The sequence below is a fragment of the Paenibacillus sp. NRS-1781 genome (assembly GCF_050467745.1).
Lineage (GTDB): Bacteria > Bacillota > Bacilli > Paenibacillales > Paenibacillaceae > Paenibacillus > Paenibacillus terrae_A.
The window spans coordinates 127,584-151,377 of record NZ_JBITPI010000044.1 but is presented as its reverse complement, the minus strand read 5'-3'; the positions used below and the strand labels follow the sequence as shown (position 1 = coordinate 151,377).

21 protein-coding genes are annotated in these 23,794 nt (G+C 43.8%); 6 read left to right on the top strand and 15 right to left on the bottom strand.

Annotation, left to right across the window (positions count from 1 at the left end; all coding sequences use genetic code 11):
• Position 1: 1 nt before the first annotated feature.
• The 7 genes from ACIFO6_RS16350 to ACIFO6_RS16320 form a co-directional block, all read right to left on the bottom strand.
• Complete coding sequence (locus tag ACIFO6_RS16350; RefSeq protein ID WP_137062330.1) at positions 2 to 232, bottom strand: DUF6148 family protein; 231 nt, start codon at positions 230 to 232, stop codon at positions 2 to 4.
• Positions 233 to 259: 27 nt separating this feature from the next.
• Positions 260 to 2,119 carry a phage terminase large subunit family protein gene (locus ACIFO6_RS16345; RefSeq protein ID WP_430041952.1) on the bottom strand — a complete coding sequence of 620 codons (1,860 nt, stop codon included), beginning with the start codon at positions 2,117 to 2,119 and terminating at the stop codon, positions 260 to 262.
• Complete coding sequence (locus tag ACIFO6_RS16340; RefSeq protein ID WP_430041950.1) at positions 2,109 to 2,621, bottom strand: hypothetical protein; 513 nt, start codon at positions 2,619 to 2,621, stop codon at positions 2,109 to 2,111. Before ACIFO6_RS16340 ends, ACIFO6_RS16345 begins: the two co-directional genes overlap by 11 nt.
• Positions 2,622 to 2,934: 313 nt before the next feature.
• Positions 2,935 to 3,261, bottom strand: coding sequence for a hypothetical protein (locus ACIFO6_RS16335; protein WP_430041948.1), 327 nt, complete (start codon positions 3,259 to 3,261; stop codon positions 2,935 to 2,937).
• A gap of 826 nt (positions 3,262 to 4,087) precedes the next feature.
• Positions 4,088 to 4,306 carry a hypothetical protein gene (locus tag ACIFO6_RS16330; protein ID WP_430041947.1) on the bottom strand — a complete coding sequence of 73 codons (219 nt, stop codon included), beginning with the start codon at positions 4,304 to 4,306 and terminating at the stop codon, positions 4,088 to 4,090.
• Positions 4,307 to 4,355: 49 nt separating this feature from the next.
• Complete coding sequence (locus ACIFO6_RS16325; RefSeq protein WP_430041946.1) at positions 4,356 to 4,739, bottom strand: hypothetical protein; 384 nt, start codon at positions 4,737 to 4,739, stop codon at positions 4,356 to 4,358.
• Between the two features lie 56 nt (positions 4,740 to 4,795).
• A complete protein-coding gene (locus ACIFO6_RS16320) occupies positions 4,796 to 5,002 on the bottom strand; it encodes a sporulation protein Cse60 (protein WP_430041944.1) in 207 nt (68 codons plus the stop codon).
• A gap of 992 nt (positions 5,003 to 5,994) precedes the next feature.
• Between ACIFO6_RS16320 and ACIFO6_RS16315 the strand changes: the two genes are divergently transcribed.
• From ACIFO6_RS16315 to ACIFO6_RS16300, 4 genes are all read left to right on the top strand, one after another.
• On the top strand, positions 5,995 to 6,204 hold the full coding sequence (locus tag ACIFO6_RS16315) for a helix-turn-helix domain-containing protein (RefSeq protein WP_430041943.1): 210 nt from the start codon (positions 5,995 to 5,997) through the stop codon (positions 6,202 to 6,204).
• Positions 6,204 to 7,343, top strand: a complete 1,140-nt coding sequence (locus tag ACIFO6_RS16310) for a tyrosine-type recombinase/integrase (protein ID WP_430041940.1) — start codon at positions 6,204 to 6,206, stop codon at positions 7,341 to 7,343. Before ACIFO6_RS16315 ends, ACIFO6_RS16310 begins: the two co-directional genes overlap by 1 nt.
• A gap of 392 nt (positions 7,344 to 7,735) precedes the next feature.
• On the top strand, positions 7,736 to 9,454 hold the full coding sequence (locus tag ACIFO6_RS16305) for an NAD-dependent malic enzyme (protein ID WP_430041939.1): 1,719 nt from the start codon (positions 7,736 to 7,738) through the stop codon (positions 9,452 to 9,454).
• A gap of 337 nt (positions 9,455 to 9,791) precedes the next feature.
• Positions 9,792 to 11,555, top strand: coding sequence for a methyl-accepting chemotaxis protein (locus ACIFO6_RS16300; RefSeq protein ID WP_430041938.1), 1,764 nt, complete (start codon positions 9,792 to 9,794; stop codon positions 11,553 to 11,555).
• A gap of 91 nt (positions 11,556 to 11,646) precedes the next feature.
• Here the strand turns inward: ACIFO6_RS16300 and ACIFO6_RS16295 are convergent, their stop codons facing one another.
• The 7 genes from ACIFO6_RS16295 to ACIFO6_RS16265 all read right to left on the bottom strand — a co-directional run bounded on the left by ACIFO6_RS16295 (position 11,647) and on the right by ACIFO6_RS16265 (position 22,265).
• A complete protein-coding gene (locus ACIFO6_RS16295; RefSeq protein WP_430041935.1) occupies positions 11,647 to 12,699 on the bottom strand; it encodes a glycoside hydrolase family 53 protein in 1,053 nt (350 codons plus the stop codon).
• A gap of 89 nt (positions 12,700 to 12,788) precedes the next feature.
• Positions 12,789 to 14,834, bottom strand: coding sequence for a beta-galactosidase (locus tag ACIFO6_RS16290; RefSeq protein WP_430042235.1), 2,046 nt, complete (start codon positions 14,832 to 14,834; stop codon positions 12,789 to 12,791).
• An 84-nt stretch (positions 14,835 to 14,918) separates the two neighbouring features.
• Positions 14,919 to 15,797 (bottom strand): carbohydrate ABC transporter permease, encoded by an 879-nt coding sequence (locus tag ACIFO6_RS16285; RefSeq protein WP_430041933.1) that lies wholly within the window; start codon positions 15,795 to 15,797, stop codon positions 14,919 to 14,921.
• Positions 15,798 to 15,824: 27 nt separating this feature from the next.
• Positions 15,825 to 16,715 (bottom strand): ABC transporter permease, encoded by an 891-nt coding sequence (locus tag ACIFO6_RS16280; RefSeq protein WP_430041931.1) that lies wholly within the window; start codon positions 16,713 to 16,715, stop codon positions 15,825 to 15,827.
• A 235-nt stretch (positions 16,716 to 16,950) separates the two neighbouring features.
• Complete coding sequence (locus ACIFO6_RS16275) at positions 16,951 to 18,633, bottom strand: sugar ABC transporter (RefSeq protein ID WP_430041930.1); 1,683 nt, start codon at positions 18,631 to 18,633, stop codon at positions 16,951 to 16,953.
• Positions 18,634 to 18,766: 133 nt separating this feature from the next.
• Positions 18,767 to 20,464, bottom strand: a complete 1,698-nt coding sequence (locus ACIFO6_RS16270; RefSeq protein ID WP_430041928.1) for a response regulator transcription factor — start codon at positions 20,462 to 20,464, stop codon at positions 18,767 to 18,769.
• On the bottom strand, positions 20,439 to 22,265 hold the full coding sequence (locus tag ACIFO6_RS16265) for a sensor histidine kinase (RefSeq protein WP_430041926.1): 1,827 nt from the start codon (positions 22,263 to 22,265) through the stop codon (positions 20,439 to 20,441). Before ACIFO6_RS16265 ends, ACIFO6_RS16270 begins: the two co-directional genes overlap by 26 nt.
• Here ACIFO6_RS16265 and ACIFO6_RS16260 point away from each other — a divergent pair, their 5' ends adjacent.
• Entirely contained in the window at positions 22,266 to 22,580 is a 315-nt protein-coding gene (locus ACIFO6_RS16260) for a hypothetical protein (RefSeq protein ID WP_430041924.1), read from the top strand. It begins immediately after the preceding gene.
• Between the two features lie 20 nt (positions 22,581 to 22,600).
• Here ACIFO6_RS16260 and ACIFO6_RS16255 read toward each other — a convergent pair whose 3' ends face one another.
• A complete protein-coding gene (locus tag ACIFO6_RS16255; protein ID WP_430041922.1) occupies positions 22,601 to 23,038 on the bottom strand; it encodes a NucA/NucB deoxyribonuclease domain-containing protein in 438 nt (145 codons plus the stop codon).
• Between the two features lie 449 nt (positions 23,039 to 23,487).
• Between ACIFO6_RS16255 and ACIFO6_RS16250 the strand changes: the two genes are divergently transcribed.
• Positions 23,488 to 23,790: a hypothetical protein gene (locus ACIFO6_RS16250; protein ID WP_025683436.1), complete on the top strand. Its 303-nt coding sequence runs from the start codon at positions 23,488 to 23,490 to the stop codon at positions 23,788 to 23,790.
• Positions 23,791 to 23,794 lie beyond the last annotated feature (4 nt).

Below are 23,794 nucleotides of genomic sequence, written 5' to 3'. Positions count from 1 at the left end.
TTCATATATCAAACGGGGTGAACGCACGAGTACGGGAACGTCTCCGGCCCGGATTTTCCAAATCGTCAACCACCTTGCTCCAGTAACGTATCCTTTCAAGGATTGTGCTCATGGGTACACGGGTTATTGATCTCCCTTTGATGCTATAGGATTGTCCTGTAGCAAGAGCCATCTCAGCATCACGCCATGCGGTCAGATTTTCCCTCGCTTCTTCAAGTGTGATATTTGGCATATCCCCTTTTCACCTCCTTCATATGGTTTACACACTGCTGTTAACGCCTTGCCTGCGCTTTTTACGTGGTGCAATTACTCGCCCTCCAACATCAGGATCAATGATAGGCCCGTTAGGCTGTTGCTCAATGGGCAGTGAAAGGTTAGGGTTTAACAATTCAACAACTGCCCGGTTGTAAACAGCTAGGTCAAATGGTTCGTTTCGGTCGCGGGTTTTAACCCAAGCCTTGTACTTAACGCCCTCTTTTACCACTACTTTGTGAGTTTCAGCAGTCAGGCCCAAGAAATATTCTTGCGTGTATCCCTTGTCCTCGCCCGGAAAATGGCAGTATAACGGACCTGGCGATTCTACTTTTAAGCTGTCATGGACCTTGACCTTGCCATCGTCTACCCCCAAATGAATTAATATCGCATTATACATTTGGGTACGGGTATGTTTGGCGATGAACGGGACATGCTCTGCCGTTTTGGGATTGATCCCTTGCCCTTTAACGGCGTATATGCGGCGATGTTCCCTCGGTTTAGTGAATTCGTACACCTCTTTGGTATAATGACCGCCTGAGTCCATACAAGCGCCCACAATACGGAATTCTCGTCCGTTTGGTCCGACCCACGAACGACAAAGAAACCTGTCCAGTTCCTCCCATACCTCGGGTCTGTCCAAGTCTCCATAAATACGGTGATATTCAATTCTCCAAGACTCTTTGCCAGCACCCCAGCCCATAATCTCGACCTCAAAACGGTCGTCTTGGGTGTCAATCGCTGCCGTAATGACTTTCACACCCTCTGGCACCTCGGTTTCATACACCTCACGGCGCTGCATCAACGTTTTCTCGTCCATTCCTTTAACCTTGGTTTCCCAAGGTTCTCCAAGGACCGTGTTTATGAAAACTTTGAGTTTGTCTACGCCCTCACGCTTGGCAATTAAGAACTTTTTCGAGACCTCCCGCCAGTCAGACCAGGGGCTTGAAAGCTGATTGATGTGGAATCCGCGTCGGGTTGAATGCTCTTTACGTGCAATCCACGCCCCTTTTCCGCGCTTCCACTCCTTTTCAGAACCCAAAATCCCGCAATAACAGCAGCGATATTCAGCCTTTGTGACCACAATCTCGCCGCTTTCCGACTCGTAATGTTCGTATTCAACCCCATTTTTGAACTTCAAAGGTTGCAACTCCCCGCAATGCGGGCACGGCAAGCACCATTGTTCCATAGTGCTGTCTTCGTAAAGCTGGTAAATGCGAGAAGTTTCCTTATCGACCGGAGTTGATACAAACAAATGCCGCCGCTTGTGCCGGAATGTTGTTGTCCGTGCAGTAGCAAGAGCGATTGGGTCACCTTCTTTACCGGAGGAAACCGGAAACCTGTCCACCTCGTCACACAGAACAACTTGAATCGGACGCGAAGAAAGGCTGTCTGGAGCGTTGGCCCCCACTATTGTCACATAACCACCGGGGAAAGATTTTTCTTCAATCGTGTTACTGCTGTCTCTCGACTTGGCTGGACCGATCTTAGTTTTTAAAGCGTCGCAGCTATTAATCATTGGAGTCAGACGCTTTTTGGAATAAGCCTGAACTAAATCATCCTTGGGCAGCACATGCATGATAGGGCAAGGCTCCTGATCAATATACGAGCCTGTAACATTCAGCAAAAATTCTGTCTTGCCGACTTGAGCCGAGGCCATAATAGCTACTTCTTCCCATGTCTTAATAGAATCCATAATTTCTCTCTGGTACTCTGCTCGATCTGTCCGCCATGGTCCCGGCTCTGCGCTGCTCTCAGTCGTGAGCATCCGGTTTTGGTCCGCCCATTCCGACACACTCAGTTGTGGTTTTGGCTCCCACTGCTTATTCGCTCTGCTAAAAAGGTCTATCGTTTTGTTAGCTATCATCGTTGCCGCCACCGATCTGATCCGGGGAATAACGGGCCAGCCCAGCAAGTGCTGATTCTACTTCACGCCGGACAACAGACTCTATAACATCCGCCGTCTCGTGCTCACACTCAGTCGCTACCCGGTGCGGAATCCCAAGCAGCCGTGACTTTGTTGTTATTATCAAGTCTGCGAGAAGTTTTTCCACGTCTCCAGCAGCATGGAGGTTACCCTTTAAAATATCCAACTCCAGCGCTGCTTTTTCTGCCTTCGTTTTTTCATGTTCAGTCTTATAATCTATCAGCCGAGGCCCTTTATCGACTTCCTTACCACCAGAAACATGCTCAATATAAGACTGAACAGATTCACCCAAGTTGTATTTGCCTCTGGAGCACTGCTGCAGCACCTTTTCAGTGGTCAATTGCCTGATCCAGCGGTCTGATTTGCCGACGATGGCAGCCAGTTCGCCAGTCTGAATTATTTGATCATGTACCTTCATTGCTTCCGTCTTAGCTTTAGCCATCGTCAGCCCTCCTGCTTCCGTTTTAAGCCCTCTTAAACCATGACCCTAACCGACCCCCTTAATTAGTAGGAAAATTCTCTCTATCGAACTCCTGCGCTTTCTAAAGCGGAAACGGAAGTGAAATTCTGAATAAAAAACTGGAGCATTTTCGGGCTCATGCGCACCCGTACCCATTTTTAAGCTCCAGAAGGACCCAAATTTATTTTTTCTGAGAAAAAGAAAGCTTTTATGATTATTTTTCATAATCATTTCACGCGCGCGCCTCCTTCTTTTATTCTTTATCTTTAAATCATTTGGTATAAAGGGTGAGCTGCTATCCATGCTCTGTATTCTTAGTGACAATCCTGCTATATGGAACTATGCTGGCATAAGCTCCTGGTTCATGATAAATTCTGCTCAATGCATCTGCTCTATCCAACTCTACATTCTTCTCATGACAAATCAGTATCCATTTATCCAATGTACGTAATGTCTTCTTTTCGATATCAATACCACGTAATCTATCAATCAGGTTTAAGCGTATATCTACCCGATCCCGTTGATTCACTCCTGGTATGTATATATCAATAACAGCGGTATCGTCTCCTGTTATCCTTATTCCTCTGATATGCCATCTGAATATGTTGGGGTGTGTGATCATGGTCTGTATCCTCCAATCAGTTTTATGTATGAACACAAAAAAGCCACTCTTTTATAGGAGTGACTTCGGTAATCGTAGTGTGTTTTCTGTATAGGAATAACCCTTTTATACCAAGGTTTTTAGCGTCGTATATACTTTATAGCATTAAAGTTACTTTAAACGTATGCATTAAAAGATTTAAAGATAAGACCGTCCTCATAGCCGGACTGGCCTAGTTCACGTCTGAAAAAATGACGTGAACCTGCTGTTTTTTTAAATTATCTTTTTAAATCGTTTGAACAGATGAAGTGCATATGAACGCTACGCTCCATATTAAGATCCTTGTACTTAGTTACTAGATACGAAGGATAAGAGCATTATACTGACAATCATATTTAGCTGTCAAGCAGTCCATTTTAGCCTAAATTCGGCGTTATGCACACTTTATACATTAATGCAGTGGGTACATTTTGCACACCATCATGAGAGTGTAATTCCCACAAACCCTTTATACATAAGGGATTAAAGCATTCTTACACTCTCCTAGTGGGGGACAATCATCCACCAGTAGAATTATGTTAGGGGGTACAATCGTCCACCACTACATGCATTGATTGTTGTATATTACGCATAAACATTCACCGCTTAATCTTTGGTTTGAGTCGTGTGAACAGCACTGCATACAAGCCGAGGTATCAGATTTGAGCCCCCAAGATTCAGGAGGGGGTATCGGATTTGAACCCCCAACTAGACACGTGTTCCCTGACGACGTTCTGTCCTGTTTCTCGGTGCCTCAGAATGAGCTGCTGTCAATCGTACAAGCCACTTGAGTATTCTCATATCACACCTACTCCCTGAACCAAACGGTCTGCTTCTTCATTTTCACCACGTCCTTTAGTTTAGGATTTATACGCGCTGTCGGCTTGCTGGGAGTACCATTCTTATCCCAGTAGGTTCCTCGTTCGCCAGGACAATAACCGCACCATCGACCAGGCGTCTTCTTCCCGCAATTGTTACACTCGAATACGTCACGCGGCGGATAGGATTCTGTCAGCCATTTAAACATTGGCCTTCACCCTTTCAAGGGGATTAAAAAAGCCGCTCGTATGAGCGGCTTAACCACGTAAATGGTATTCTTGAGGAACGTGTCTTTTAGAGTAAGTAATATTTCTATTCTGCACAGCGCTATCATATTGTGACATGTACTTTGCTGTGTCGCTTGTTGGTACTCCGCCATCTCGATCATACTGAGTATAATCGTCCTCATTTTCAGTAGCGATAATCTCAAACAGTCTTTCTTTAAAACCGTGTTTTTCATAATCCTTAATGATATTCAGCAAGTCTTCAATTCGTTTAGCTGCTGGATATCCTACATGGTAAATGATTTGTGAACCTTCTCCGGGGTACTCGCTCTTGGCAGTGTCAATGATCTTCCAACCACCATCAAGGTATCTCTGAACAGATTGTTCACTGCAGGCCTCGATTCTTACGTATTCCAATTTTCATACATCCTCTCTCATTACCTTATATCGGTAGAAGTCAGTGATTAGGTTGCTTAGAGTTGTCCATTTTCTTCATAAATAATTAGAGCAGAATAAATTATGGTATGCCCTGTGATAGACAAATCACCATTATCAGGGATCATTGAGGTACTGAATTTTATATCAATTAGCCTAGATTTATGGAAGCCGTTAAGAAATTCATTAATCCCTCGTTGCAATGCTCCTTCTGAATACTCAGATAAAACTAAAACCTGTGTCATGGTTACCCTCCTTTCGACACAACAATTCGACACCAAGGAAGGATATTCCTTTTTCCGTGCCGAAAGTATTAGTTCGAAAGGAGGTGATTGATATAGCAGACAAATTGACTCCCGGCACTCCTACTCCCAAGTCTGGACAGTACGAAGTTGTAGGTCCAAGAGGCGGCAGCAAAGGAAGAGAGGTCACATCTACTAAAGGTAACCCTTTACCACCTACACAAAAATCTGGCGAAGGTTACAAATTAGTCGATCCGACCAAACACAAGAAGTAAATCAATTTTTCAGGAAGACCGCCTTTCTCAGGTGGTCTTTTCTTTTTTAGCAGAAGCCCGGATTTGAACCGGGACTGTGGGGATCTGACCCCCGCAGCACACCAGATATTCTGCACGCTGCACGGTGTGGGAATTGAACCCACGCCTCGCTCTTTAAAGCCGCGCGTGTCCTGTGTATGCGTCTCTCTTCCGCCACCACATCTGATATAGGCTTTGTTTCGGAATCCGGTACTTACTGACGCGACCAGTTGCGCTCCTGATCCACTCTTTAACGGCTAGGATCACCGCATACAGATGCCATACGCCCGATATAAGCGCTTGGACAGGCAAAAGTGGAGTAATTGCCCCTCACGTACCTAAGACGCGTAGAACGCACCCTCAAGCGGTCGTGACAAGCTCAGGAATAGAAAGAGCAACATGCCCGCTTGTCCTACCCTTGCGGCTCTCTGTAGGTCTTATAGCAAGGGGCTAACTGGTGCCGCTCGTCTTACGCCTACCACCGTCAAACAGGTGTGTGATTGTGTCGGGTGTTGTTCTCTTCTTGATTTCCTATGTTACTAATTTACCATGTGCAAAACCTAATGGATCACAATTATTTTCATTTTACGATCAATTTTCACGTATTTTTTTTCGATTCAAAAGTTTGCGAGAATATCATATCTTTGATAATGTAAAGATATGATTTATATATATAAAATAAATATTTGGGATGGTGTTAAAATGGGCTTTTCGTACAAACCGCTTTGGAAGTTGTTAATTGAAAGGGATATGAACAAAGAGGATTTACGGCTTCAACTGGGGATATCTACTGCAACAATGGCGAAGATGGGCAAAGATGAAAATATATCGTTTGAAGTGTTGAACAAGATATGTACGCATTTTGGTGTGCAGGCGAGCGATATAATCGAGCATAAGGCTGGTGAACAATAATGCCTGTATATAAGAATGATGAGACTGGGAAATGGGACTTCAAAGTCAACTACAAAGAGAATGGTAAGTACAAACAAAAGATGCGTCGTGGTTTCAGAACTCAAAAAGAAGCAAAAGCGGCGATGAGTGAAATGGAGAACGATCTAAACAAAGGCACCTTTATTGAGCAGTCAAAGACACTCTACAAGGATTTCATGGAGAGTTTTTTAAACGATAAGAAGATGCATGTTAAGCGAGGCACGATGACTACATATAGCAGCATGATTAACAATCATATTCTGCCCGCACTTGGACACCTTGCCATTAGCAGCATCACACCACGCCACATTCAAGACTTTTATAATGATTTGCATTCTAACGGGAAGCTATCGGATGAAAACATCCAGAAGTGCCACACAATTATTAATGAATCCATGAAAAAAGCAGCTTCTTGGGAAATGATCAGCAAAAATCCTGTTTCGTTGGTCGAACGTCCTAAAGCTCGAAAAAAGGAAATGCAGGTGTGGACCTTAGAACAGGCACATGCTTTCCTGGAAGCTTCAAAAGACGATATGTACTATATTGTGTTCCTTCTTGCACTAACCACCGGAATGCGCAAAGGAGAGATATTAGGACTCCGTTGGAAGGACGTAGATTTCGATAAAAGAACTATATCAATCACTCAGATTATGAGTAGTGACGGGAAAGACTTTCAAGTTGGTGCTAAGACGATCTCGGGGAGCAGGCTAATCCGCGTAGACTCAGAAACTATGGAGGCTTTGCGACTTCATAAAATACGCACCAATGAAAAGAAGATGAGCAACAAACTTGTATACACAGACCTTGGATTAGTGGTGTCAACGTCGTTAGGAACACCCGTCTCCCCTCGAAACATTAGCCGTACTTTTGATAGAATAATAGCTAACTCTAAATTGAAGAAAATAAGATTCCATGATCTGCGGCATTCACACGTTACCTTTCTTATAAAGAATAGAGAAACGCCTCAGGTTATTGCAGAACGAATGGGCTGGTCGGATACCAGAATGATTGACAACTACGCTCACATACTGCCGGACATACAAGAAGACACAGCCGATCTGTTTGGGAAGTCATTCTATAACAAGCCTGATACGAATTTTGATACGAAAGTAGGTTCCTAGACATACTTAAACCTACTGAACGTTTGTTCGTGCGAACACTAAAACCCTTTATTTTATTGGTTTTTTACCGTAACCTACCGAACGTTACTTATCAGGGTATGATCTTGACAGGGTAAGGGTCATGGGTTCGATCCCCATCCGTCCTATACGTCAAAAAGCCTTGATACTCAAGGCTTTTTTTGTTTGCCTAAAAATAAAAAAATCTCATAGCTAAAACTCCAAGTGACTTATTGTGTATATCCCCCTTCTCTCTTCTTCATTCACTTTATCCACCTATTATAAAAATCTCTTCATCTCAACAGTAGCTTCGCTATGACATAACTTACATTTTATAAAATTCATCGAAAATATAATGAAAATCAAATGAAATTTTTAGAAAGAAGGAATTAGAAATGCGTGCTTTTCAATTGACTGAAGATGGTTCTATCGAAACCAAATTAACCGGAAAGGAATTGCTGGCTAATCCACTACTGAATAAAGGAGTGGCTTTTACTCTTGAAGAACGGCAGCAGCTTGGACTTGACGGTCTCCTGCCTCCTACCATATTGACTATTGAGGAACAGGTTCAACGGGTTTACGAGCAATTTCAGAGCCAACCGGATAATTTGCGTAAAAATATCGCGTTAAACGATCTGTTTAACCGGAATACAGTCCTATACTATCGCTTGCTCTCCGAGCACCTAAGCGAAATGCTTCCGATTGTTTATACTCCAACGGTCGGTCAGGCTATACAGGAATACAGTCATGAATATCACAAACCCGGCGGTATGTATTTATCTATTGGTAACCTTTCCGCCATTAAAGAAGCTTTTAAAAATTTGAACCTGGACCCTGAGGATATTGACCTCATCGTAGCCACGGATTCTGAAAGTATTCTTGGAATCGGGGACTGGGGAGTTGGTGGAATTAATATCTCCATCGGTAAGCTTGCTGTTTATACTGCCGCTGCCGGTATTGATCCTAGCCGGGTGCTGGCAGTTGTTCTTGATGCAGGTACGAACAACGAAATACTATTGGAAGATCCTTTATACATGGGGAACCGTCACAAGCGTGTTCGCGGAGAACAATATGACCAATTTATTGACACCTATGTTCAGACTGCACTTTCTTATTTTCCGAATGCGCTACTGCACTGGGAAGACTTGGGTAATGTCAACGCCCGGAACATTATCAATAAATACGGAAGCAGTATTTTGACATTTAACGATGATATTCAAGGCACTGGTGCAGTTACGCTCGCAGGTGTTATGTCTGGTGTCAAACTGTCTGGTGTCCCACTGAGCAAGCATCGAGTTTTGGTCTTTGGTCCAGGAGCCGCTGGTATCGGTAATGCAGATCAAATTAGTGCAGCCATGATGCTGGAAGGACTATCGGAAACTGAAGCAAGAAGTAACTTCTGGGCTTATGATTACCGCGGTCTGCTTACTAATGAAACAGAAGGACTTTTCCCATTCCAGGTTCCTTATGTACGAGACGCCGCAGAATATCGTGATTGGGAACGTGTGGAGGACGGCAAAATTCCACTTTTGGAAGTCATTCGCCGGGTGAAACCAACCATTTTGATCGGAACCTCTGGTGTTACCGGAGCATTTAGTGAGGAAATCGTTAAAGAAATGGCTAAGCATACAGAACATCCGATTATTATGCCTATGTCTAATCCAACTCCACTGGCTGAAGCAACTCCGGAAGACTTGATCCGCTGGACTGAAGGAAAAGCATTGATTGCAACAGGCAGCCCTTTTGAACCGGTAACCTATAATAATGTTAAGTTTGAAATTGGACAATCCAATAATGCTTTCGTATTCCCTGGTCTAGGTCTTGGCGCGATTGTAGTGAAATCCAAAATCATCACAGACAGCATGTTTGCCGCCGCTGCCCATGCAGTAGCCGATATAGTCGATTTGTCACAGCCAGGAGCTTCCCTTCTACCGAAAATCAGCGAGTTGCGTGAAGTATCTGAAGCAGTAGCTGTAGCAGTTGCAGAGGCTGCCGTTCAGGATGGCATAGCACGTCACCAGCCCGATGATATCCGCCAAGCGGTTCGGGATGCAATGTGGGACTGCAAGTATAGACCCATTAAACAGAATGGCAAAAAAACGGTCCTGGTTTAAGATTATCAGGTTAACTTGCATACAAGCAAAGTAATGATTGATTACCCGATGTCCGCCAGCCATTTGGTGGACATCTTCATTATTGGAAGCAACATCATGGCAACAGGTCATATTTTTATCATTTTAATTCCTAATTTATTTCATCCTTCAAATCCCATTTTAACCTTATAAAATCAAAAAATAATATTTGTCGGTTTTTATCGCTATATTTCACTAGTATGTAATCGATATTCTCCAAATTTAATAAATACCTAACATTTAGAAAGCAAATAGACGAAATATATAAGGGATAGGTTGTATATTAAAAATATAGTTCAACTTAAAGGAGAAGAAGCACGTGAAAAACTTGAAGTGGAGTACTATGTCCTTTTTTGGTAAAAATCTATTGATTTCATTCCTTAACATCGTATTGATCGGTACGATTCTCATCACATCCAGCTACATCCTTCAAAAGAACATTCTCACCACACAGCTACAAGACCAGGTTAAGGTGTTAACCAAAAAATGGGCAAATGATGTCGATAAAACAAAAGTGCAACAAGCCTTGACCGAAAAAGATTATAATGGCCCTGTTCAGCAAGATCTACGCAAATTTCTCGACTCTATTCACACCTTTTATCCAAATGTTGCCCAAGCTTACATATTTGGTACAGAGTTAAAAGAAGGAGACCAAACCTCCATTATTGGCGTTCCCACAAATTTGGTTCAATCGTTCCAGGATTCCAAACTGAACATAGGGGATATGTATACTCTTCCTATTGAAAATGCAACCGCCGTAAATGAAATGCTAAAAACGAAAGAATCGGCGTTGAGCAGCTTTTACACCGACGATTATGGCACATGGACGACCATTGTTTATCCCATTACAGATGCAAGCGGTAAAATTACGAGTTCCATTTTCTTTGACGTAGACGCAAGCTCGGTACCTGCCGGACTTCAAAAACTGCTTTTATACGGTGTATCCCTGCTCATTCTGTTCCTTGCTATTTTCTTAACCATTCAATATTTACTGGTAAAACGTACCCTTTCCCCGATTCGCAGCTTGATGAAGGGCATCGAGGAAGTGAGCGAGGGCAATCTGAATGTTAGCATCAAAACAGGCCAGGATGATCTTGGCATTATCAATCAAAAGTTTAATACCATGATCAAACGTATTAACGATACGATGGTAAAAGTACAGGATACGACGCAAGAGGTTACAGGATCAGCTCAGGAATTGCTAAGTATTAGTGAGAAAAACAGTGAGAATACGAACATCATTAACAGCAATATTCAGGAAATAACCCAAGGACTTGAATCCCAGGATCACGCTGCGCTTGAAAGCTCCCGGGCTATGAATGAAATGGCTACGGTTATCCAAACCATTGCCGGAAGCTCATCTTCCGTAGCAGATCAAGCTTATTCCATGGAAAAACGTTCGGTAGAAGGCAACCAGGTAGCCCAAAAGCTATCTACTCAAATGGATTCTATCTCCACTACATTAGAAAGAACCGTTGATTCCGTTAATGCGCTACAGAACCGATCTAACGAAATCAGTAATATCGTAAGCATCATTACAGGCATTGCCAGCCAAACCAATCTGCTCGCACTGAATGCCTCCATTGAGGCCGCCAGAGTAGGTGAGGAAGGGAAAGGCTTTGCAGTAGTAGCAGGAGAAGTGCGTAATTTGGCTGAGCAATCTCAAGAATCCGCTAGACAAATTGCCGAGCTTATTGGGGAAATTCAAAAGGAAATTGGACAAACGGTGGAAGGAATGAGTCTAGGCGTGAAGGAAGTTCAAATCGGGCTGGAAGTCACACGTCAGACGGGCGAAATGTTCTCGGAGATTTTGAATGCGGCCAATAAAGTATCGTCACAAATTCAGGAGGTATCCAGTGCGACAGAGCAGATTTCAGCCAGCACGCAGGAAATGTCAGCAACCTCTGACGAGTTGTCTTCCACAGTAAGTAAAACAGCAGACAGCAGCAAACAAATTGAGCACACCATTGGAGAACAGGCTGAGTCGATGGCTTCTATCGTCAAAGCTTCAGACAAGCTTACCTTGATGTCCGGGGAGTTAGGAGAGCTTATTTCATTCTTCAAGGTAAATCGGAAATCCTAACGATCTACCTTCAATAAACCAACGAAAACAAAGAACCTCTATTCTGCGCATTGTGCGAATTAGAGGTTCTTTGACATACTCGTCACGTACTTTAGTTTATAAAGCCTTCCAGCGCTGAGGTTGGCTTGCCGTCAGCCTGCCAAGCACCTTTGTTATAGCCCTGATTATAACCTGGGGTTGCAGCCGGCTCCCAATAAAATACTCCCAAGCCTTTGCCGCCCGCGATGCTGCGAACCTTTGTTTTGATGTCGGCAATAAATGCCTTGGAGGTTGCAGGTTCATTATATTCCATTCCGATTTCACTGATAACAATACCTTTGCCGTATTTTGCAATGAGATCATTGGCATTGGTAATCGTCTGGTTCACTTTTCCCTGCCAGTTCGAAGGAGACGGATACAGAGAAAACCCGATGAGGTCAAACTGAGCTCCATTGTCAATCAAGCCGCCAATATTCCAGGCTAAGGTGGAGCCATTATCCCCGTTTGCCAGGTGTACGATCGTTTTTGTGCTGCTGCTTACCGATTTTACAGCATTATTCCCTGTATTGACGAGCCATGCGTAGTTTTTCATGTTCACCGAGGCTTTACCGTCTTCCCAGAGCATTCCATTGTTCGTTTCATTGCCGATTTGCACCCAGTCCGGTGTTACCCCCTTGCTTTTCACCGTGTTCATAACATAAACCGTATGAGACCAGACCGCGTCCATAAGTTGCGTAAATGTAAGATTTCGCCACGCATAAGGTTTGTTCTGCTGTCCGGGATCAGCCCATGAATCGCTGTAGTGCAGCGTCAGCATGACGCTCATACCCAATTTTTTAGCTCGCTGCGCCAGTTCTGCTGCCTTTTCGGCATTCATGTATCCGCTTCCATAATCCTTCATGTCAGGGTTTACCCACACCCGGATACGCACCGAGTTGATCTGATAATCGTCCCGCAAAATTTGCAGCACATCTCGGCGAACCCCTTTTTTATCCTTCCAGGTCATACCTTGCGCTTCCATTCCTGCTACCCAGCTTATATCTGCTCCTTTGGCAAAAGCAGGGGCGGCCGAAGCCGCACCACCTCCCACAGAGCCAAATGGATACAAAAAGCTGGATAACAAGATCAACATCGCAAATACCATAATCCGTTTACTTGTTTTCATAAGTCATCCCCCATCTGAATTGTGTACACCTCATTGCCTCTTGCAAATTTACCTAGAAACTCATTCGGGAAAACGCCAGCCATCACAGTCTATACTATTTCCGATTTACTCCGCTCTGTCTTTAGTACCTTAACAGCATAGGCATCCAATCGAACCTTACCGTCTTCCACCACATGATTTTCGAGCATATCCGCATAAATATGTCCATCCAGCCGAATCTCTTGTGGCTCATGAGTGAAATTCAGTATGAAAATATAGTCATGAACTCCATCGGTACGAATCGCCGTATTCACTCCATGCGGCAATTGAACATTGAGCGCTTTACTAATTCCTGCGCCATCAATTAAACTTTTGTAAAAATGACTGTGAAATGATCCGGTGTTGCGTGAGGCGATATAATAAGCTTTTCCCTGTCCCAAGCGGTTCATCGTCAAGGCTGGGCGTCCTGCATAAAAGTCTGAACCGTATAGAGCCAGTACCTCTGCTCCTTCCGTATGAATGAGATCACACAATTCCACAGCTTCATACTCACCATGCAGATCCAACTCATTGCCTTCAACTGGAAAAATATGATTACGGTCGTGATCATGCAGCGCGTCAATCTCTTCCGACCAGATCCCAAGCGTCTTACGAAGCGGCCCCGGAAAGCCTCCAAGGAAGCACAAATCATGTTCATCCACAATACCGGACCAATAGGTTGCTACAAAAATGCCACCGCTTTCAACAAATTTTTGGATACGTTCGCCCACACCGCTGCGCACCATATACAGCATTGGAGCTACCACAAGTTTGTATTTAGAGAAATCTGCATCCATATGAATGACATCTACAGGCACACCCTGCTCCCACAAAGCCAAATAATGTGCTTCAGCTGTCTCCTCATATTTTACACCTTTATTACGTGGACCTTGTGAGTCGTTGACCGCCCAGCGGTTCTCCCAATCAAAAATTACTGCCGCCTCTGCTGGTACAGATGTGCCGATAACCTCCTCCAGTTTTTCCAGCGCGTTGCCCACATTTGTCACATCCCCAAACACCCGAGTATGCTCATGCCCCACATGATCGACGACTGCACCATGTAATTTTTCACTCGAACCACGGCTTTTCCGCCACTGGAAATACTGGACTGTATCTGACCCGTGTGCCACAGCCTGTAAAGACGATAGCAGATGCATTCCTGGCCGCTTCAGCTTGCTAATCTCCTGCCAATTCGTCAAGCTTGGCGTACTCTCCATCAGTATCCATGGCTTCCCGCCCTTGATTGAACGGATAATATCATGCATCATGGCCACTTTGGCAGCCTGACGGCTATCATCTCCTCCACGGTCATGCCACGTTGGATAGCTGTCCCAGGATACAACATCGAGCAGATCAGCGAACTTCCAGTAATTCAATCCTTCAAAAAACTCCATCAGATTTGTGGTGACCGGAAGTGCCGGGTTCGCAGCCTTGAGCGGCACAATCTCATGTTTGATAAAATCTGCGGTCTGATCGGTCACAAACCGTCTCCAGTCTAAATTCATAGCATGGACCTGCGTTTCACCGTGAGGAGCCGGAGACTCGATTTGGCTCCAATCCGTAACCGTATGACTCCAGAAGGTCGTCCACCATGCGTGATTAAGCTTATCCAGCGTGCCGTATTTATCCTTCACCCAGGTACGAAATGCCTCCTGACAATAATCACAGTGGCAATCCCCACCAAATTCATTGGAAATATGCCAACCAATGACAGCCGGATGATTTGCATAGCGCTCGGCCAGCTTTGTATTCATGATGCCTACTTTTTCCCGGTATACAGGCGACGTAGAACAGTGATTATGACGAAACCCATGCAAGTTACGGACACGGTTAGCCTCTACACGCAGCACCTCGGGATATTTTTGTGACATCCAGGCAGGTCTTGCTCCACTGGGAGTAGCTAAAAACGCATAGATCCCGTTCTCAGCAAACGAATCCAGGATACGGTCCAGCCATTCGAACGTGAATACGCCTTCCTCAGGCTCCAATGCCACCCAGGAAAAAATGCCAACGGACATCACGTTACATTTAGCCAGTTTCATCAGACGAATATCCTCTTCTAGCACCTCGGGATCATGCTGCCATTGCTCCGGGTTATAATCCGCTCCATGCAGCATACGTGGAACTCGCTCACTGATTGGCGGGTATTTGATTATGTTTTGCTGCGACACTGTAAATCATCTCCTTTAAATCAATATGCTTTACTCTTTGACAGAACCAAGCGTCATACCTTTAACAAAATACTTTTGTAAAAATGGATATACAATCAGAATAGGAGCTGCACCAATAAAAATCTGTGCTGCATTCACTGTCGTTTGTGAAAGCAACTCCATCTCTTTGGGACTCATACTCATAGAGCTCATATCCTTCTGAATGATTACCGTTTGCAGGAATGTAGCCAATGGATAATCCTTGGCATTGCTCAAATAGAGTAGGCCGTCAAACCATGAGTTCCAGTGAAATACCATACTAAACAACGCAATCGTCGCAATGGATGGCATGGATATCGGCAAAAATATACTAAACAAGGTCCGAAAATGACCTGCCCCGTCAATCAGTGCAGCCTCCTCCATCTCTTTGGGTATTCCTCTAAAAAAGTTCAACATGAGGATGACCAGAAATGTGTTGACCGCTCCTGGCAAAACAAGAACCCAAAAGCTGTCCATGAGATGAATCTTTTGAATAACCATATAGAATGGAACCAGGCCACCGTTAAAAATCATACTGAATACAAACAGCCATGAATATACGTTTCGGCTACGGAACACAGATGTTTCCTTTGAAAGTGGATAAGCAGCTAAGAAGGTAATGAGCAGCGTCAAGCCAGTTCCCAGCACGGTCCGGAGAACAGAGATCCAGATAGAGTGCAGAAAAATAGGATTATTCATCGTCTTCTTGTAGGCTTCTAATGAAAATTGCACCGGCCACAGTCCAACCAGATTGGCATCTGCTGCTGATTTGGCGCTAAATGATACCGCCAATACATGAATTAACGGAACGATACACATGATGGATAAAAATATAAGTAAGCAAATATTAAACACATTGAAGATGCGATATGCCTTTGTTTTATGATACATGACTCTCCCTCTTTCAGCCTCGTGGAATCAAAATATACGGTAACCTGCCCATTTGTAAGCAAGTCGATAAGATATCAGAATGAGAACCATACTAATAACGGATTTGAACAACCCGATGGCGGTGGCAAAGCCCATTTCCCCATTAATTAAGGCTGTCCGGTAGACGAATGTGTCAATAATATCGCCTTTTTGGTATACCAACGGATTATAAAGGTTAAAAATCTGGTCAAAACCGGCATTCAGGACATTGCCTAGTGCAAGCGTACCGACAACCACCACCATAGGAATCAGCGAAGGTACAGTGATGTGTAGCGTCTGTCTCCAGCGGCTCGCCCCATCCATCTCGGATGCTTCGTACAACGAAGGATTAATGCCCGCCAGTGCGGCGAGAAATACGATGGTGTTGTAGCCAAACTCCTTCCATATATCCGATACAATGACAGTAAAACGAAACCAGTTATTTTCTCCCAGAAAAAAGATGGGCTGAATCCCGAAACTTCCGAGAATGCGGTTCATAAATCCATCTGTAGCCAACAGGTCAATCAAAATACCTCCTAAAATTACCCATGATAGAAAATGGGGCAGGTAAACCAGTGTCTGAATGGAACGCTGAAGTCCAACCTTGCGGATTTCATTGAGCAGTATAGCAAAAACAAATGGAATCAGCAGATTAAAAAACATCTTTAATACAGCGATAATTAGCGTGTTCCAGACGACCTGAAGACTGTCTTCCCGTTGAAACAAAAAGCGAAAATTATCCAGTCCAACCCACTCGGAACCGGTTATGCCGAGCCAAGGCTTGTAATTTTGAAAGGCCATGACAATGCCGCCCATCGGAATGTAGCTGAATACAATTAAGAAAATGATGGCTGGCAGCAGCATAATATGAAATGGCCACGTACGTTGCAGACTTCTCATTGCAGTTCCTCCTGTAACTCTCATGTTATACTTCAATTATAGAGACGTTTCCGCTGTCCCGACAGTTCAAATAACCAACATACATGGCACAAAAGCAATCATTTTTAGTCTCACCATGGGAGTGAAAGTCTATCTCGTATTCATAAAGATAACGCATTTATTTCCATTTTATTCTGGTAATCTGTATTAAAAAGGCTGCCCGTTTGGGCAGCCTTTTTACCATTTTTAACTATTATTACTTTTCAACGCTTTTATACCATTCGTTCACTTCATTTGTAATTTGTTCGCCTCCAGCAGTCTTCCACGTCTGCACGAAGGTGTCAAAGGCCGAGATCGGCTGTTTACCATAAATAATTTCATTGAAGGTCTGGTTTTCAATCTTGTCCAGGTAGTCTTTTTTGGCCTTCATGATTGGCGTAGTAGGCCCCGTGAACTGATCCTTCATGGAGATGTCCTTTTGTTCCATCAACACCTTGGCAGCCGCAGGAGTACCTTGCCCATAATTAACCATTACATCCTTCTCCAGACGGGTCTTCGCTTCCCCGCCGTTAGCCAAGCTTAACAAAGCTTTCATTTGGGCATCAGGTATACGCGCACCATCACGAACCAGCAAATAACGAACAGAGTTTACATAACCTCCTGCTATTTTGTCGATAGGCAACAACATTCCGCTCGCATCCAATTCATAGTCGTAGCCCTTAAACATCCCGTTCGCCAAATCCCCTTCCGGTTTGGCATTTGCAAAGTGATCAAACAGGTAATTTTGATAGGTGAAAAAAGCTTCAGGATGCTGCATTTGTTTGTTGATCAGTACGACACCATTGGTGTATTGCGTACCGTGGCGCATGGCTTTGTTGTCAGGCCCCACTGGGATCTTGATCGGCTTCCATACAGCGCTCTTCACATTTTTCACCGTATCCTGAAGCGGCCAGCCACTCATCCAGTAAGGACCAGGAATCATACCTGCTGTTCCCGCGACTGTGGGTTCTGCCGTCTTATTCTCATCCCACAATGCTGCTTCCCGCGGAATATATCCCTTTTTGAGCCACTCACTTAGCTTTTGCAAACCCTGCTTCATACCAGGCTGCACGGAGCCATATTCCAGACTACCGTTCGTGCCAGTGTTCCACTGTTCTGGGAGTGTACCGTATGCCCCGAAAATCCAGGAAGGGTCACCCATCCAAGTGTTCATGGACGTTTTGAAACCGATGCTGAGCGGAATAACTTTGTCCGGAGACAATCCGTCTGGATTTTTATTTTTAAAAGCATCCATCACTTTTTCAAGCTCATCCATCGTCTGAGGGGCCTTCATGCCCAGCTTGTCCAGCCAATCCTGTCGTACCCACAACACATAGTCGTGATTATAGGCAAAATCCAGTACAGGAATACCCATTTTTTTGCCATCCCGACTATATTGGTTCCATACGTTCGTATCCTGATTCATCGCTTGCTTCCAGGAATCCGAAGCATATTTATCAAACAACGGGCCCGCTTCCGCAAACATACCGGAATCAATCATATCCTGTGCCAGTTGCTCATTCTCTGTCCCCAATACAACGACGTCGGGCATCTCCTGACCTGAGGACATAGCCAATCGCAGCTTGGTGGCAAATGCGCCATTCGTATCCGTGACAGACCAGAGTGATTTTACATTAATCCCGAATTTCTCTTTAGCCCACTTCGTCGCAACGTTATTTTCGATAGATTCGCCATTTTTAAATTTTAAGGCAGGATCTACACCCCATACTGTCGAAATTGTGACTTCCGGACTGTATTTTTCTTTGTATACGTTTTCAGTTTTAGCTGTGCTAGCCGCATTTCCATCATTCCCCGACCCTGAGCAGCCCACAAGGCCAACTCCTAATACCATAGTTGCGGTGAGCAACGACAACAGCTTTTTTTTCGAATGAACTCGCATAATGTTCCCCCTCAAAAAATCATTTTCTACTCTTTTAATTATAAGAGGGCTTTTCTACGCAGCCTATGTCACAAAATAAATATTTCTGCACCTTTCCCAACTGATCTTGACTATTCTCTCCTTGGTCTCATCTTTACTGGTCCCGAAATTCATGCGGAGTCATTCCGTAATGCTTTTTGAACATCTTACTGAAATATTGGGGATTCTGATAGCCCAATTCGGTTGTAATTTCATATATTTTTTTGTTGGAATACTTGAGCAAATAAAGAGCCCGCTCCATTCTCATTCGGATGATATAATCTCCCAGACCTTCTCCGGTTTCAGCTTTATATATTTTCGACAAATAGACCGGATGAAGATAAACCTGATCGGCAAGCTTCTTAACAGACAGCTCCTGACCTTTATCCTGGGAGATGAGCTCCTGAACCTGTTTGACCACATAGCTTTTGGCGCTTTGCTCACTTGCAGACCATTCCGATTTAAGCTTGTTCATCATGGAAAAAATCCATTCCTTAAGGTTGGAGAACGATTGAACCATTTTCTGGGCATGCAACGGGTCGAAGCCCGTTTGATCCATCTGCGTAATGAAGCGCCCTTGCTTGTGTGCCGTGTACATAAAGGCGCTCGTAACCGAGATAAACAGCTCATATAAATGTTCGCGGGTATATCCTGCTTCTTCTATCTTCCCAAATACACGGTTCAGTTTCGCTTCAGCCTCCTCCCATTGCCTAGACTCCAGTAGATGAGTAAGCGTAGGAGGCATATATAGTCCCTCCAGCGATTTGACTGACCTGTGTGGCTGTTCTGTCTGCTCCTCTACAAATAGCAACGTATCCGCCTCCTCCCGGTGGTTCCAGTATAAGGATCTTATCGCAGTCTGATATGCCTTAGGCAGCTCCTCCGGGAACATAAACCAACCAGTTACCGTGACGTAAATTTCCCCTTTCAAGTAATTGCTCACATTTTTCCGAAAGGTTTCGATAGTCGCCCGCAAAATACTACTATGCTCGTCCATACTAATTTCTGTTATTCGCTTCATAGCATGCTGTTCTGGGACATCCTCTGATTCTTCCTCATGATGCATACCATACTTTTTCAGATTGTTATTCCAATTTGCTTCTATTAATACAATTAAGCAGTCATGTGGTGCTTTACAGTGCCAGACGTGAAAATCAGGTGCGAACACTTCTTCAGCGATATTTCCAATCGCATACTCGATTAAAGATACTGAATGATAATCCATATCAGAAAAATGCTTGCCCATCTGAATAAGCAGCATACCTGCGGGTTGTCCCGTACGTAACATGATTTCGTACTGGGATAACTTGTCCTCTATTATCTGTACAGACAAATCACGTCCAAGTACCAAATCGTGCATGAAGTGGGTGCGCAGCACACCAAAATCCGTCCGGCGGTTATACTGTAATTGATGAACCTTATTAAAAGCTTCCCATTCTTCCTTTAGCGAATCGATGGCAGCTGATACACATTTCATAAACTCTTCATCATCCACCGGTTTTAAAATATAATCAAAAGCCTTAAGCTGAAGTGCCCTTTTAGCATATTCAAAATCGGCATAGCCTGTTAGTAGCAAACATCGGATATGCGGCCATCGTTCGTTTACCTCAACAATCAACTCCAACCCTGTCATGCCAGGCATACGAATATCCGTAACCAGAATATCAATATCATACGCTTCCAGCACATCCACTGCTGCTAATGCGGAAGCGGCTTGATGAACCCTCTCAATGCCCAGCGCCTCCCATGGAATCGTAGCCGCCAGGCTTTCTGTTACATAGCTCTCATCATCTACCAGTAATATCTGAACCATCAGGTCCCTCCATTTTAACCATATTCGAATTTGACGAAGGTTTGAGCTTGATCAAGCTATTCGCCTGCTCTTCTTCTGTTAACACCGGCCATTTTAAAACCGCGCGCAGTCCCCCCAAAGGTGACAATGAGAAGTCCAGTCCGGCGTCTTCCCCAAAATGTAATCGCATTCGTTGATGCACATTCCATAAACCGTAGCCGCTGTCCTCTTCTACAGGCTTGTCAAGTGCTGATCTCAGGGATGTTATAGCCTCCCTACCCAAACCGAGTCCGTTATCATCCACAATCAAGCACATATATAGCCCGATCTGTTCCGTTGTAATGCAGATTATACCATCCTCTGCTTGAGGTTCTATCCCATGCAGCACCGCATTTTCTACTAGTGGTTGCACTACAAGCAGCGGAATCAGCAGACTGTTGGCCTGTGAAGAAACATGAATTGAAAACGTTAGCCGCGGCATACGCATCTGCTGAATTTTCAAATAATAATGAACAAACTCGATTTCCTCCGATAAAGGTACTAAATCCCGTTCCTGTCTTGTCGTATATCGATAATACTTGGACAAATTATGAGCCATTGCCACGACCGCCTCATGATTACGCAGCTTCGCCATACTTGTAATAAAAGAAAAACAATTATAGAAAAAGTGTGGATTGATTTGTGACTGGAGCTGCTTTAGACGCGCTTCCTTCACATGTAGCTTCTCAACATAAACCTTTTCAAACAGCTCCTGAATCTGTCCGACCATCAAATTAAATTGACGAGACAGGAAAGCAAACTCATGACTCCCCTTCGGGCTCAATCGAACAGCATAGTCCCCATCCTTTAATCTCCGAAATGCCCGCACAAGCTGAAGAATCGGCACTTGCACCTGTGAATGAAGCAGATAAGCACCAATGAAGCCTACCAGCAGCAAGCCAACAACGGTTATATAAAATAGTCGATTAGATGTATAAATCGGAGACATCATATCGGACAAAGGCATGTAGTCAATCAAATACCAGCCCGTCGTTTGTGAAAGAACGGCGTGAACAAGGTAGCTCTCTTCTCCAACTTTCACGGTCAGATTATCAACTTCATGCAGTCCCATCTTCTCCAGTTTCGTAATCAGCTTGCCTGACAGCTCTTCATTCGCAGTACGATTATAGATCACTCCTACGCCTTTTTTATAATAAAAAGGTTCCTTCCGTCCATCTCCTTTGAAACGGTCAAGCATGTCCTGAATATTGCTGCTATCAAATTCGACCTTAATAATCGTGTTAGCGGTTTCCAGATTACCAAGTGAAGAAAACGGGGATAATGTATACAGCGAAAATATAAACTGATCCTTCCCGTACATCCTTTTTTTAGATACCTGCCAGCCGTTTTTAATCTTTTGCTTTAACTCTTTCTGATCATAAAAACCGGCTCCTTTTTCTGATACAACACGTCCAAGCGAAGGTGAATAAATATTCAGACCCGTCCTCCAATTCGATGAGCTTTCTTGAAGTCCAAGCTTGGTTTGAATCCGCTTGACTAGGTTAATGCCATCCAGATTGAGAGTCTTGTCCTTTAAAAAAATTGTTTGAAAACTGGCTACGTCAGGATCATGAATCAGCAGATGCGGCCAGGAGGATATCATTTCAATATTCGTATTCACCTGATTTTGGAAAAAAGTCAACTGGTTATAATTAGATTGATTCAGTTCCTTACGTAACACGTCTGTCGTTGTCTGGTTTGAATACACATACAGGATTAGAATAGGAATAAGCAATACGATAACGATAGAGACAATTTTAGTATAAAAATTAAATTTTAACATGTGTTCTACACATCCTCTGCACAAAAAACAGGCATACATAAATGTTATGCCAGAGCCCTGACCTTCGTTGCCATCAGAACATACTATACATTATTAATGGTTGGCGGTGATAAAATGTTTGATGCTAAGCAAATGGAATGGTTCAATCAACTATCCGCTGAAGATCTGGCGCTATTAGGTGCAGGCTTCACTACACTAGGTGATTTTTTTGCTTTTTTGGCATTGATTAGAGCCAAGCAGGAGCCTGCTAAGGATAATAATTTTGTGGCTCTGGTTAGGACCAAACAGGAGCCTACTAAGGGAAAGAAAAAGTAACGATACGATCTCATAACATATTATTTGACGACAAATTTTACGCGCGTTCCATCCTCATAATCATCCAATTGGTGACTGACCCATGATCCTGCCCCACGATTATCTTTAGGAGCTATGTATTTGACATTTGCACCTTTACCACCTTCTGAGCACATAGCCATCGGCCATTCGTCACGATCGTATCCTTTTCGAGTGGGGATTCCTGTAAGCGAATGCTTGCGATTTTGCTCGGCTCCTTCACGGTCAATTGTGCATATGGATGATTTCCCCGCCTGAATGGCTTCCTTGATATGCTGCGCCGTCTCAGGATAACGACCTGACGGAAATTGCAACGTAACCTGAGCCGATGAAGGCGGGTTCTCTCCTGTCATTTTCGTAAGAAGATTGGTACCTTCAAACCAATACACGCCAGTAGCTAGCAGCAATAGAGTTATAAAACTTAACAGCTTTTTCTTCAATTTCCCTCTTCCCTTCAAGCTATTCCGGTGGATAACCTTCAATCAAGGAAATCCCCGAACTTTATTTTGTATAACCCGACTCATTGAGATATCCAGCGGACAAACCCAAAGAAGGCACACCACAGGAGAAGACTAATCAATATTCCCCAAAATAAACCTTTAAAAAGCTTCATACCGCACTGACAACCTTTCCGACTGGGCTTTGCCCTATTATATCATGCCAGAAAGACCGTTGTCGCAACATGCCCTCATATATCTTAATCATAAATATTTTAACTTTAAAATATAATAATCTGAAGATAAATTGAAATCGTTCCGGAAATAAGTTCATTCCCATCGGGAATGACAATTATGATATAAAAAAAATCACATTTTAATCAAAATTTAATGAAAGTTTTCCGAAAATGATGTATAATTATTGACATAATAAAACGTACGAGGTGATCATCATGGCATTATTAAACAGAGTACAGGAGTTAAAATTACAACTACCTAGCGAGCATCATAGCATTTCACAATACGTGGAGCATGCGCTGCATTCAATTGACAGCTTTGTTGAGCAACATCGTCAATTTATAGCCGCTCAGGCTTTGTATGGTGAAAAAATTAACGGCACGGAAGAAAGACTGTTCCGAGATACCATTTCCGAGATTAAAGCTCAACTGGTGGCCACGCTGGAAAAGACGGTTGAAGACTTCTCACACAAAGGCGACAAACACTGGAAGAATCATTATCAGGACGGCGTAGAATAGGTTG